The organism is Amycolatopsis anabasis, from assembly GCF_009765355.1.
GTDB lineage: Bacteria > Actinomycetota > Actinomycetes > Mycobacteriales > Pseudonocardiaceae > Amycolatopsis > Amycolatopsis anabasis.
In genome coordinates this window covers 151932-164312 of sequence record NZ_VTHK01000009.1, presented here as the reverse complement: position 1 = coordinate 164312, position 12381 = coordinate 151932, and the positions used below count along the sequence as shown (strand labels likewise).

11 protein-coding genes are annotated in these 12381 nt (G+C 69.7%); 6 read left to right on the top strand and 5 right to left on the bottom strand.

From position 1 onward, the window contains the following. Positions 1-31 precede the first annotated feature (31 nt). From FXO23_RS14570 to xsc, 3 genes are all read right to left on the bottom strand, one after another. Entirely contained in the window at positions 32-754 is a 723-nt protein-coding gene (locus FXO23_RS14570; protein WP_158884992.1) for a sulfite exporter TauE/SafE family protein, read from the bottom strand. Then, a complete protein-coding gene (locus FXO23_RS14565; RefSeq protein ID WP_246257240.1) occupies positions 755-1759 on the bottom strand; it encodes a phosphotransacetylase in 1005 nt (334 codons plus the stop codon). Between the two features lie 64 nt (positions 1760-1823). Further along, a complete protein-coding gene (gene xsc, locus FXO23_RS14560) occupies positions 1824-3578 on the bottom strand; it encodes a sulfoacetaldehyde acetyltransferase (protein ID WP_158885211.1) in 1755 nt (584 codons plus the stop codon). Between the two features lie 179 nt (positions 3579-3757). Between xsc and FXO23_RS14555 the strand changes: the two genes are divergently transcribed. Genes FXO23_RS14555 through FXO23_RS14545 form a run of 3 tightly spaced genes read left to right on the top strand, consistent with a single transcriptional unit; the run spans position 3758 to position 7221 of the window. Further along, positions 3758-4573, top strand: coding sequence for an IclR family transcriptional regulator (locus FXO23_RS14555; RefSeq protein ID WP_158884990.1), 816 nt, complete (start codon positions 3758-3760; stop codon positions 4571-4573). Next, a complete protein-coding gene (locus FXO23_RS14550; RefSeq protein ID WP_246257238.1) occupies positions 4570-5523 on the top strand; it encodes an AAA family ATPase in 954 nt (317 codons plus the stop codon). The genes FXO23_RS14555 and FXO23_RS14550 overlap by 4 nt, the downstream gene beginning before the upstream one ends. A 3-nt stretch (positions 5524-5526) precedes the next feature. Beyond that, a complete protein-coding gene (locus FXO23_RS14545; RefSeq protein ID WP_158884988.1) occupies positions 5527-7221 on the top strand; it encodes a cobaltochelatase CobT-related protein in 1695 nt (564 codons plus the stop codon). Here the strand turns inward: FXO23_RS14545 and wecB are convergent. Together wecB and FXO23_RS14535 are read right to left on the bottom strand one after the other, a co-directional pair. Beyond that, positions 7196-8353: a non-hydrolyzing UDP-N-acetylglucosamine 2-epimerase gene (gene wecB, locus FXO23_RS14540; protein ID WP_158884986.1), complete on the bottom strand. Its 1158-nt coding sequence runs from the start codon at positions 8351-8353 to the stop codon at positions 7196-7198. The genes FXO23_RS14545 and wecB overlap by 26 nt on opposite strands. Before the next feature lie 22 nt (positions 8354-8375). Further along, positions 8376-8561 (bottom strand): peptidase, encoded by a 186-nt coding sequence (locus FXO23_RS14535; protein WP_158884984.1) that lies wholly within the window; start codon positions 8559-8561, stop codon positions 8376-8378. Positions 8562-8976: 415 nt separating this feature from the next. Between FXO23_RS14535 and FXO23_RS14530 the strand changes: the two genes are divergently transcribed. From FXO23_RS14530 to FXO23_RS14520, 3 genes are all read left to right on the top strand, one after another. After that, positions 8977-9528 (top strand): exosortase/archaeosortase family protein, encoded by a 552-nt coding sequence (locus FXO23_RS14530; RefSeq protein WP_246257237.1) that lies wholly within the window; start codon positions 8977-8979, stop codon positions 9526-9528. Further along, positions 9525-10934 carry an XrtP-associated glycosyltransferase gene (locus tag FXO23_RS14525; RefSeq protein WP_158884982.1) on the top strand — a complete coding sequence of 470 codons (1410 nt, stop codon included), beginning with the start codon at positions 9525-9527 and terminating at the stop codon, positions 10932-10934. The genes FXO23_RS14530 and FXO23_RS14525 overlap by 4 nt, the downstream gene beginning before the upstream one ends. Before the next feature lie 65 nt (positions 10935-10999). Further along, positions 11000-12337 (top strand): P1 family peptidase, encoded by a 1338-nt coding sequence (locus FXO23_RS14520; protein WP_158884980.1) that lies wholly within the window; start codon positions 11000-11002, stop codon positions 12335-12337. The last annotated feature ends 44 nt before the right edge of the window (positions 12338-12381 follow it).

Below are 12381 nucleotides of genomic sequence, written 5' to 3'. Positions count from 1 at the left end.
TCTCCTGACCGGGCAAGGTTAACGCAGCCGGTCAGGAAAGCGCGGTCACCACCCCGGAGACGACGACCAGACCCGCGACGACGTACTTGAACACCTTCCGGGGAACCCGCGACGACACCGCCGTGCCGAACTGGTTGCCCACGATGGCCGCGACGAGCAGCACCGGGAGCACCGGCAGGAGCCCGTGACGCGGGATCCCGCCGGTCACGCCCAGCGTGGTGAGGGAGATCAGGTTCGTGCAGATGAAGTAGCACGCCAGGTTCGCGATGAACGCCCGCACCGGCAGGTTCGCCGCGCTGAGCAGTGCCGCGACCGGTGGGCCGTTCAGCGACACCGAAGTGGCGAGGTAGCCGCTGGCCAGTCCGGTGGCCACGTGCCCGGCGCGGCCCGGTCCGGCAGGGTCGCCCAAAGTCGGCAGCAGCAGGAGAAAGCCGAGCAGCGCCACCACGACGCCCGCGAAGATCCGCAGGACGTGGACCGGGATGGCGCCGACGGTCACCGCGCCCAGTACCGCGCCCGGGGCGCTGCCCGCGACGAGCAGGCCGACGCGCTTCGGTTCGATCGCCCGCCAGGACCGGCATACGACCAGGATCCGGGACACCAGCGTCGCGGCGAGGTTGACGGTCACCACGAACGGCACGTCGTAGCCGAGCAGTAGCAGGCCCGGCGTGGACAGCAGCGAGGTCGCGAATCCCGTCGCGCCGCCGACGAGCGAGGACGCGGCCACCGCCAGGGCGGCGAGCACGAGTTCCATCTAGCCACCGGTGGCCTGGACCGCGGTGAGCAGCGCGGTGGCCCGGATGTCGCCGACGTCGCAGCCCCGGGACAGATCGTTCACCGGCGCGGCCAGCCCTTGCAGGACGGGCCCGAACGCGCGGGCGCGGCCGAGCCGTTCGGCGATCTTGTACCCGATGTTGCCCGCGTCGAGATTCGGGAAGACGAGGACGTTGGCCTTGCCCGCGACCGCCGAACCGGGCGCCTTGCGCAGCCCGACACTGGCCTCCACCGCGGTGTCGAACTGCAACTCGCCGTCCACCCGGAAGCCGGAACCGCGCCGCCGCAGCAGATCGGTGGCGCGGCGCACGCGCTCGACCCGCTCGTGCGTGGCGCTGCCGAGCGTGGAGAACGACAGCATCGCGATCACCGGCTCCTCCCCCGTCAGCGCGAGGTGGGTGCGGGCCGAGGCCAGCGCGATCTCGACCAGCTCCTCGGCGGTGGGGTCGGGGACCACCGCGCAGTCGGCGAAGGTCAGGCAGCGTTCGTCCGGCAGGACCAGCAGGAAACAGCTGCTCATCGTCGTGTTGCCGGGGACGAGCCCGACGTAGCGCAGGCACGCCCGCAGCACGTCGGCGGTCGGCCGGTTCGCCCCCGCGACACACGCGTCGAAGGTTCCGGTGGTGACGCCGGCGACCGCGCCCGCGAGGGAATCGGCCAGCGCGCCCGGAATCCGGTCGGGGGTTTTCGCGAGGCGGGTCGCGATCAGCGCGTGGATCGCCGGATCCGCGGCGAGGTCCCGGGTGCACGCGATGACCTCGTCGGGCAACCGGACGCCGGTTTCCCGGCAAACCCGGCGGATCGACGCCGGATCACCGACGAGACGGGGTGCGACCCCGTCCTCTTCGCGCAGGAGCGCCGCCGCCTGGACCACCCGTGGGTCGTCACCGTCGGCCAGCGCGACCGTGGGCCGGACGTCGGCCAGCACCGCACGCCAGCGATCGTGCAGGGGAAACGTCTCGGCTCGTGCGGGGAAGGTCGGCACGGGGCTACCGCTTTCCTGGGTCGGCGGTGGGACGGCTCCGGGCGGAGCCGTCCCACCGGGACGATCAGACGTAGTCGCGGTACTTGTCGAGCAGCCGCACCGGCTTGCGCAGCGCGTCCCGGCGGAACGGGTCGCCCAGCTCGCGCGAGCACATGATCTCGATGACCGTGGTGCGGCCCTCGTTCATCTGCGCGTCGACCGCCTTGCGCAGCGCGGGACCGACCTCGTCGAGCGAGTCCACCACGATCCCCTCGGCGCCCATCGCCCGCGCGATGCCGGCGAAGCTTTCGCTCTCCAGTTCGCCCGCGACGAACCGGCGGTTGTAGAAGTCGACCTGGTTCTTCTTCTCCGCGCCCCACTGCCGGTTGTGGAACACCACGGCGGTCACCGGGATGTCGTGGCGCACCGCGGTCATGATCTCGACCATGCTCATCCCCCACGCGCCGTCGCCGGCGTAGGCGATCGCGGGCCGCTCCGGCGCCGCGGCCTTGGCGCCGATGATCGTCGGCAGCGCGTACCCGCAGTTGCCGAAGCTCATCGGCGCGAAGAAGCTGCGTGGCTCCTCGAACCGCAGGTAGCTGTGGGCGATGGAGTTGATGTTGCCGATGTCGGTGGAGACCATCACGCGTTCGGGCAGCGCTTTCTCCAGCTCGCGGAGGACCTGGCGGGGGTGCAGCCAGGTGCGCTCGTCCTGCTCCTGCTCGGCGATCATGTCCAGGCTGTACGGATCGGTCTCGTGGATCCAGGCGGTGAGCTCCTGCTCCCAGGCCTGCTTCTCCTCGCGGATCTCGTCGGCCCGCTCGCCGCGGGTCGCGTCGCAGGCGAGCGTTCGCTCGCGCAGCCGCTCGGTGAGCGCGGCGGCGGCCTCCTTCGCGTCACCGCAGATGCCGACGTCGATCTTCTTGACCAGGCCCAGCATCTTGTGGTCGGCGTCGACCTGGATGATCTTGGCGTTCTTGGGCCAGTAGTCCATGCCGTGCTGCGGGAGGGTGCCGAACGGGCCGAGCCGGGTGCCGAGCGCGAGAACGACGTCCGCCTTGGCGATGAGCCGCATCGCGGCCTTGGAACCCTGGTAGCCGAGCGGGCCGCACCACTGCGGGTGGCTCGCCGGGAACGAGTCGTTGTGCTGGTAGCTGTTCACCACCGGAGCGCCGAGTCGCTCGGCGAGCGCCCGGCACTCCCCGACGCCGTCGGCGAAGACGACACCACCACCCGAGACGATCACCGGGAACTCCGCCGAGGCGAGCAGGTCGGCCGCCTCGTCGAGGCTGCGGGTGCCGCCGGGACCGCGGTCGAGCCGCCGCGGCACCGGGATCTCGGTTTCGATCTCGCCGTAGAAGTGGTCGCGGGGGATGTTGAGCTGCGTCGGCCCCATTTCCGACATCGCGCGGTCGAACGCCCGGCCGGTCAGCTCCGCCATCCGCTTCGGGTTGTTCACGTGTGCCTGGTACTTCGTGAACTCCTGGAACATGGGCAGCTGGTTGGCCTCCTGGAAGCCGCCGAGGCCCATCCCCATCGTCCCGGCCTCGGGCGTCACCATGACCACCGGGCTGTGCGCCCAGAACGCGGCCGCGATCGCGGTGACGCAGTTGCTGATGCCCGGGCCGTTCTGGCCGATCACCACGCCGTGGCGGCCGCTGGCGCGCGCGTAGCCGTCGGCCATGTGCGCCGCGCCCTGCTCGTGCACGACCGGGATCAGCTTGATGCCCGCCGGCGCGAAGATGTCCATGGCGTCCATGAAGGCCGAGCCCATGATGCCGAAGATCTCGGTCACGCCGTTGGCCGCCAACGTCTCGACGAAGGCCTCCGAGGGGGTCATCTTCTGCGGCCCCGTTGCTCGCTCGCTCACTGCCCACTCCCTGAACGTCGCAAAATATGGAACGAAAGATTCCGAAAACTGGTACCCGGTCGGACTGTAGGCGTCACCAGCCGACCCAGTCAACGGGTTGTCTTCAAGTCCGAGACGGGGTGTACTGTTTTCCGAGACAGAGAGGGAGCATGGTGGAACTGATCCAGGAGCCGGACGGACCGCTGTCCGGCGACACCCCGGCGCTGCGGCTCTTCGCGCTGCTCGAGCTGATCGCGGCCGGCGACCACCCGGTCTCGCTGCCCGCGCTCGTCGCCGAGACCGGCCTGCCCAAACCGACCCTGCACCGCATGCTCCAGCAGCTGGAATCGGCGGGGCTGCTGCTCCGGGAGGCCGACGGCCGCAGCTACACCACCGGCGCGCGGCTGCACCGCCTCGCGGAGAACCTGCTGCTCAACGACTCCCGCAACGGCGGGCGGCACGTGATCCTCCAGCACCTGGTCGAGGAACTGGGTGAGAGCTGCAACATCACCGCGCTGTCCCGCGGCGAGGTGGTCTACCTCGACCGCGTCGAAACGCCGGAGCCGCTGCGGTTCTACCTGCGCCCCGGCTCCCGCGTCCCGGTCCACTGCTCGGCGAGCGGCAAGCTGTTCCTCGCCCAGATGTCCGCGCGGCAACGGCACAAGCTGATCGGGCACGCCCCGCTCAAGCGCTACACCAGCAAGACGATCACCGAGCCCGAGGCCCTGGAAGCCGAGCTCGACCGGATCTCGGCACAGGGATACGCCGTCGACGACGAGGAGTTCCTCCCCGGACTGGTCTGCGTCGCGGTGACCGTGCCCCGCGAGGACGGCGGGCAGCCGGTTCTCGGAGTCGCGGTCCAGGCACCGGTCATGCGCCTGTCGCTCGACGACGTCACCACGACCCTGCCCGCGCTGCGCAACGCCGCCGAGGCCATCGGCCGCCACGAGACCACCGCCACCATGCCGGGAGAGGAGCAGTCGTGACGATCCGGATGCCGGACGCGACGGCGGACGCGCGGGAGCTGTTCGGCCTCGACGTCGACCTCGAGGTCCCCGCGTTCGCCGAACCGGACGAGCACGTCCCCGCGCGCGACGACGCCTACCACTTCGACCCCGAGGTGACCCTCGCCCTGCTCCTCGGCTTCGCGCACAACCGGCGGGTGCTGGTGCACGGCCGCCACGGTTCGGGCAAGTCCACCCACGTCGAGCAGATCGCCGCCCGGCTCAACTGGGGCTGCCTGCGCGTGAACCTCGACGGCCACGTCGGGCGGCTCGAACTCGTCGGCCGCGACGCGGTGACCCTGCGGGAAGGCAAGCAGGTCACCGAATTCCGCGAGGGAATCCTGCCGTGGGCGGTCCGGCGCCCGGTCGCACTGGTCCTCGACGAGTACGACGCCGGGCGCCCCGACGTCATGTTCGTCATCCAGCGCCTGCTGGAGAAGGAAGGGCGGTTCACCCTCCTCGAACGCAACGAGGTTCTCCACTCCCACCCCGGCTTCCGGCTTTTCGCCACCGCGAACACCACCGGTCTCGGCGACCACGACGGGCTCTACCACGGCGTGCAGCGGATCAACCACGCTCAACTCGACCGCTGGAACGTCGTCGCCAAGCTCGATTACCTGCCCGCCGAGGCCGAGGTCGCCCTCCTCCAGGGCCAGGTGCCCGCACTCGACCGGCGGACCGCCGAGGCCATGGTCGCGCTCGCCCGCCTCACCCGCCAGGGCCACGAATCCGGTGACCTCGCCACGCTGATGTCCACCCGGACGGTGGTGACCTGGGCGGAGAACACCGGTTACCTCGGCGACCCGGCGCTCGCGCTGCGTATCACCTTCACCAACAAGTGCGCGGAGTTCGAACAGGAGGTCGTCGGCGAGTACTTCCAGCGGTGTTTCGACCGCGACCCGGAGCCTCGCGAACTGCGCGCGAGCGCCTGAGCGATGGTGCAGGACGCGTTGGCCGACCGCGCCGCCGCACGCGCGACCCACCGGCTCGACCTCCTGCGCGGCGCCACCGTTCGGGCGATCGGACAGGATCCCCGGGTGCGATTCCGCGCCGGGGAGCCGTATCGGGGCGCCACCCGGCTCACCATGCTGGCGCCGCACCTGCGCGTCGACGCGGAGGCCGACCCGCGGTGCTGGCGCGGCGCCGCCGACGGGCTCGCCCTGCGGATGCGCCACACCGATCCCGCGCTGCACCGGGAGCACCGCCCGGCTGGCGACATCGGCGGCCTGCTGTTCGACCAGCTCGAGCAGTTCCGCGTCGAATCCCTTGTACCGCAATGGTTTCCCGGTACGACCGCGAATCTGCGGCACCGGATGGAACATTGGCTCGTCGCCGCCGACGGCGACGGGCTCACCGATACCGCCGCGGGCCTGCTGCTGCACGCCGTGGCCGCCATGGCCTGGTCGCACCTCACCGGCTTCCCGGTGCCCGCCCCCGTGGACGAGGTCATCGAACCGACGCGCGCCGCCCTCGCGCCCGAGTTCGGTCCCCGGATCACCCGCCTGGGCCGCCTGCGCGCCGAGCCGGAACGTTTCACGCCCTTGGCGGCCGAGTTCGCGGTCGGCGTCGCGAACCTGCTGGGCGCTCCCAGCGGAAAACCACGGCTCGCGCGCTCCGCCGGGCAGCGCGCCCTCACCGACCTGCTCCGCGGCTCCGGCCCCGAGGACGCCGGTGTCCCCGTCGCCACCGGTGGCCGTCGAGAGTCCGAAGTGGACGAATACCGGATCTTCACGACCGCCCACGACCGCCAGCGCGACGCGACCGACCTCGTCCGTCCCGCGCAGCAGAAGGAGTTCCGGCAACGGCTCGACGACCTCGGCCGCCGCGCCCGCCTGAACCGGGCCAAGATGCTCCGCGACCTCGCCGCCGCGCTCCTGGTCCCGGCCACCGACGGCTGGGAGCACGGTCTCGACAGCGGTCACCTCGACGGCCGCCGCCTCGCCACCCTGATCACCTCACCGGCCGAGACGCGCGTCTTCCGGGCCGAGGCCACCACCAGGAAGGCCGACGTCTCCGTCACCTTCCTGCTCGACTGCTCGGGTTCGATGAAACAGCACGTGCCGTTGACCGCGGTCCTCGTCGACAACCTGACCCGCGTGCTGGACGAACTCGGTGTCACCACTGAAGTCCTGGGCTTTTCCACCGAGGGCTGGAACGGCGGCCGCGCGCGGCGGGACTGGGCCCGGGCGGGCCGACCCGCCGACCCCGGACGGCTCAACGATCGCCTGCACCTCGTCTTCAAGAACGCGGCCAGTTCGTGGCGACGGTCTCGCCGCGGGGTCGCCGGCCTGTTCAAGACGGACCTGTTCCGCGAGGGCCTCGGGGGCGAGGCCGTGCGCTGGGCGGCCGCGCGCTCCCGCGGCTTCGGCGCCCGCCGCGGCATCCTGGTGCTGTTCTCCGATGGCAGCCCCGCCGACAGCGCCACCGCCGCGGTCAACCCCGATGGCTTCCTGGAGCACGACCTGCTCCGCGGCGTCCACGAAGCCGAAACCGGTGGGACCGAGGTTTACGCCCTCAGCCTGGGCGTCGACCTCGGCCACCTCTTCCCGCGGTCCCTCGTGCTGCCCGCCCGGGACCAAGCCGACCAGCGCATGATCGACGAAATCATCGAGACCCTCGGCCCGGCTTGAGCGTCTCCAGATCGGCGAGGGCGAGGTATCGCTCGATGGCCGCGACTGAACGAGCCGCGGCTTCGCCGTCGCCGTAAGGGTTTTCGCGGGTATGCGGGCGCAGCGCGCCGGACAGCAGCCGGGTGGCGGTCTCCAGGATCAAGGCGGGCTTGGTGCCGACCAGCCAGGCGCAGCCGGCATCGACGGCTTCCGTGCGCTCGGTGACCTCGCGCAGTACCAGCACCGGAGTGCCGAAGCTGGGCGCCTCTTCCTGGATGCCGCCGGAGTCGGTCAGCACCAGATCGGCCAGCCGTAGCGCGCGGATCAGGTCGGGGTAGTCCAGCGGACGGGTGATCGTGGCTCGCGGAAGTCCGCCGAGCCGGGTTTCCACCTGACCGCGAACGGCCGGGTTGGCGTGCACCGGGAACAGGACCTGCACGTCGGGCTGTTCCGCGACCAGCGAGCGCACCGCGGCCAGCGTGCGGTCCAGGGGATCTCCCCAGGATTCGCGGCGGTGTGAGGTCACGAGCACGAGTCGTTGGCCGCCCTCGGCGATCTCCATCTCCAGCAGCGCCAGTGCGGGGTCACGAGCAGGCAGGTTACGAGCGGCGATGGCCAGCACCGCGTCGACGACCGTATTGCCGGTGATCACGATTCGCCGCGCGGAGATGCCTTCCGCGCGCAGCGCGGCCGCCGCGGCCGGGGTCGGCGCCAGATGCAGCGCGGCGATCCGGGAGACCATCTGCCGCGTCCCCTCCTCCGGAAACGGCGCCGCGAGATCATGCGTGCGCAGCCCGGCTTCCAGGTGCACCACCGGAATCCGGTGCCAGAACGCGACAAGCGCGCCGGCCAGCACGGTCGCCGTGTCACCTTGCACCACCAGCGCCGCCGGGCGGTGCCGGTCCAGCAGTTCGTCCAGCTCGGGTAGCACCGCCGACGCGAGCTCGGCTTGAGTTCCCTTGGTGCGCGGCGGAACATCGAGATACACGTCCACGGCCAGCCCGAACGGTTCCAACGCCTGCTCGACCATGCCGCGATGCTGCCCGCTGTGCACGATCACCGGCCGCAGCGCCGGATGGCTCGCCAGCGCGAGTGCGAGCGGAGCGATCTTGACGGCCTCCGGCCGGGTGCCGGCCAGCAGCATCAGCTCCAACGCCGGAATCCCTATGACCGGATCATGGCTGAACGTCGCGGTGGCAGGCGCGGCGATTCCGGCGATATGCGGCGATCACCATCAGCACGCCGAGCACGCACAGGAAAGCGCCGGCTGCCAGCCACCAACCGAAATCAGCCCCGGTCGCGGCGAGCGCGCCCACGCTGCCGCCCGCGGCGCCGAGACCGGCTCCTGGCATCTTGTACATCAGTTACCACCTTTGCCACTCAGGGGCGATATCCGGGATAATCGTGTGCGGGAAAGGCCGACGTCGGCGGCGGGACGCGACGCGGTGGCGGCAATTGGCGCAAAGGACTCACCCGGATGCAGGGCTCATGCCTTCATGGCGTATTCCTCCGAATTATCGGATGGCGCTATTGGAGAAACGGGTGTCGCTCTCACCACGCCCGCCGGCGTGCCGCAGGACCTGTTCTATCGCGTCGGCACAAGAACGGGTACACGTCCGCGGAACAACCACTCATTAGGACGAACATCAACTATATAAACCCAGCATAACTGGGGGCATTGACTGCCGTATGAACTGGAACGAATAGCACCCGGTCAGGTTTCCGGTGATAGGGTGTGGCTCGCCGCCAGTCGGCGGGACGAACGGGAGGTTCAGCGTGGCCGCGGCCGGTGTCCCCGTGCGAAAGGCTCACTATTTGCGGGAACGGGTGGCTGTCTTCACTTTGTTCGGCACGGCAGTAGCGCTGGTCCTCGCTGAACGTGCGTACCGCGCGTTCGAAGTGCACCTCACCGGGATTGTCTTGCGGTGGCTGACCTCCCGCGCGGTGCATGTCGCCGGGGCGCAGGAAACCGTTCACCTCCACCTGGCCAGCGGTCAGCGGTTCGGCTTGCGGATGGCACCGGAGGTTTCCTCGGTATTCATGATTCTTCCCCTCGTTCTCCTAACCACGATCATGCTGTGGCTGCGACCGCGGAACACGCGACGATTGTTGTGCGCACTGGCGATTGCTTCGGTGGCCCTGATATCGCTCAGTCAAGCGCACGTCCTGGCAATTGTGGGACTGGCCGACTGGCTCGGCCAGGACAGCGACCACTGGGCGCATACGTTGCTCGGCTCGCTGATGAAGTTGTTCGGTGGCGCGGCAACCCTCGTCCTGTTCGTCTGGTTGAGCACCCGTGGGCCCCGGCGCGAGCGAGCCGGGTCATGACCGCCGGGGCATTCCAGGTTCTGTTCGGCGTCACGCAGGCCTTCGCGATGACGATCAGCGTGGGGTTCATCGTATACGTGATCGTCATCGTCGTTCCTTACCTGCGCCGCAAACCGGCGCCGGCCGGTAATCCAGAAGATTTCGATTGGCACTTCTTCGTGCCCTGCCGGGACGAGGAGGCGGTGATCGGAAAGACGGTCCGCTATCTGCGGACCACCTTCGGCGCCGCACACATTTGGGTGGTCGACGACGACTCCGACGACCACACCGCGCAGGTCGTGGAATCGTTGCGGCGGCGCGACGGCGCCGCGGACCCTCACGTCCACCTCGTGCGACGGCGCAGACCGCGGGCACGCACCGGCAAGGGAGACGCGCTCAACGCGGCTTATCGCGCGTTGACCGAATGGTATGGCGAGCACATTCCCTGGCACACGGCGATCGTCGCCGTCGTCGACGCGGACGGCGAACCGGCGCCCGACTGCTTGGCCGTGTGCTCGGCGGAGCACCTGTTCGGCAACGACGAGATCGGTGCGGTGCAGCTGGACGTCTGGATGGGGAACCGGAATACCGAACCCACGCGAAAAGGGTGGTGGTCACGCCAATTCGGGCTCAAGCTCGTTCAGCTCCAAGACATGGAATTCCGGACCGCGATCGCGGCGATCCAAACCTCCCGCGGTTTCACCGGCACCATCGCTCTGGGAGGTAACGGGCAGTTCACCAGATTATCCGCATTACGTTCCATCGCCGGTACCGAGAAAACACCGTGGCGCGGTTCGCTGCTGGAAGACTTCGAACTCGGCGTCCACCTGCTCACCGCGGGCTGGCGCACCGAGTTCACCGTGGACTCGCACGTCTCCCAAGAGGGCCTGTACAGCATGCGCCGGTTTCTCACCCAACGCACCCGATGGGGTCAAGGCACCATGCAGTGCGGACGTTACCTCCGCCGGATCTGGGATTCACCGCACGTGACCACGCTGGGCGCCGCGGAGATGATGTACTACCTCGCGCAGCCCTGGATGCAGTTGCTCGGTTCGCTGATCTACCCGATCCCGTTCCTGGTCCTGCTGTTCCACGCCGCGGGCGACCCGGCGCGAATGTGGCACTGGATTTCCGACGGGGCATGGATCCTGTTCACCGTCTACGCCTGGTTCGGCCTCGCCCCGTTCGCGATCTGGGGACCGATCTACCAAGTCAGGTGCCGACGCAGTAAGAACATGCTGCGGGGAATCGGAATGGGTCTGGCTTACGCCTGCTACATCTACACCTTCTACATCACGTCTTGGCGCGCGCTGTTCCGGTTGCTGCGTGGCCGCAACGGCTGGTCCAAAACCCGGCGCAACGCCGAGTCCTCCGCGGGAACACAGGGAACCGGATCGACCTGGCCGATTCATCGGAGCACCGGTTGACCACGGGTGTGGAGGCAAAAAGTGTGGTCGATGCGGCAGAACGGATTGTCATTTTGGGAGGGACTGTGAACTCGTTCCGAAAGCCGCCCGTCGCGGCCCTCACGGCCGCCGGCTGGCTCCTGGCCGTGACCGGGCTGGCCCCGGTCGCGGCCGCCGATGAGGCCACCGGACGCACCAACACCATCACCGACGTCGCCGGCATCGAGGTCGGTCAGGTCACCGATCGCGCGAACATCACCGGCACCAGCGTGCTGCTGATGCGCGATGGCGCCCAGGCCGGGGTCGACGTACGCGGCGGTCTGCCGGGAACGGTCAACACCGACGCGCTCAACCCGGTGGCCTCCCAGGCGTTTTTCCACGGCCTGGTGCTCTCCGGCGGCAGTTGGATGGGGCTCGGCGCCTACGACGGGGTTACCCGCTACCTGCGCGAGCAGAAGGTCGGACACGTCTACGCGGAGGGTAAGACCGTGCCGGGTGTGGCCGGAGCCATCATCTACGACCTCGGCCAGGGCGAGGATTTCGCCCGCCCGCTGGAAACCACACCTGATCACGGTTTCGGCTACCAGGCGGCGAAAGCCGCGAACGCCGGGCCGGTCGCGCAGGGCAGCGTCGGCGCCGGCACCGGAGCGGGCACCGACGGTCCCGGGGTCCGCCTCAAGGGAGGCGTGGGCAGCGCCAGCATCGATCTCGGCAACGGCATCACGGTCGGCGCGTTCGTCGTGCTCAACTCGTTCGGCAAGACCTACGACGAAACCCGCGGCTGCGAGCTGTACGGGCTGCATCTGGAGGTCGGCAACGAGTTCGGAGACACCCGGCGTCCGCCGGGTGGCTGCGAACCGGGCAGCGCGAACACCGCCCGCGACCCCGGCATCGACGAGAACACCACCATCGGCGTGGTCGCCACCAACGCCACGCTGACCGCGCCGCAGGCCCAGAAGATGGCCCAGGTCGCCCAGGACGGCCTGGCCCGCGCCATCCGCCCGGCGCACACGATGAACGACGGCGACACCATCTACTCGGTGAGCACCCGCAAGGCGCCCGCGGCCGGTCCCGAGGACTTCACCCGGATCCTCGAAGCCGGAGCGAACACCTTCACCAGGGCCGTCGACCACGCGGTGCTCAAATCCGAGTCGCTCGGCGGCAGGCCGACCTACTGCCAGACCTTCCCCGGCGCGTGCGGCGAAGCCGCGCCCGCCGCCGGACAGCCCGGCGCCGCGCAGCCACACCAGGGATCGGGCCACGGCGGTCCGACCGTCCAACCGGCCGCCCTGGACAGTCCCGCGACCCCCTCGCTCGCGGTACCGGCGGCCCTGCTCGGCGGGCTGACCCTGCTGCTCGTCTCGATCGAACCGGTCCGCCGGGCCTTGCTCCGACAGACAACCCGCTGGCACCGACCCCGGTAAACCGGAAACCGGATCGCCAGGGTCAGCCGCCGTGAAATGAAGGT

What these genes read in the sequence shown, in the direction of transcription:
- FXO23_RS14570 (WP_158884992.1), bottom strand. Translation starts at nt 754, where the DNA reads ATGGAACTCGTGCTCGCCGCCCTGGCGGTGGCCGCGTCCTCGCTCGTC.
- xsc (WP_158885211.1), bottom strand. Translation starts at nt 3,578, where the DNA reads ATGACCCCCTCGGAGGCCTTCGTCGAGACGTTGGCGGCCAACGGCGTG.
- FXO23_RS14555 (WP_158884990.1), top strand. Translation starts at nt 3,758, where the DNA reads ATGGTGGAACTGATCCAGGAGCCGGACGGACCGCTGTCCGGCGACACC.
- FXO23_RS14545 (WP_158884988.1), top strand. Translation starts at nt 5,527, where the DNA reads ATGGTGCAGGACGCGTTGGCCGACCGCGCCGCCGCACGCGCGACCCAC.
- FXO23_RS14535 (WP_158884984.1), bottom strand. Translation starts at nt 8,561, where the DNA reads ATGTACAAGATGCCAGGAGCCGGTCTCGGCGCCGCGGGCGGCAGCGTG.
- FXO23_RS14525 (WP_158884982.1), top strand. Translation starts at nt 9,525, where the DNA reads ATGACCGCCGGGGCATTCCAGGTTCTGTTCGGCGTCACGCAGGCCTTC.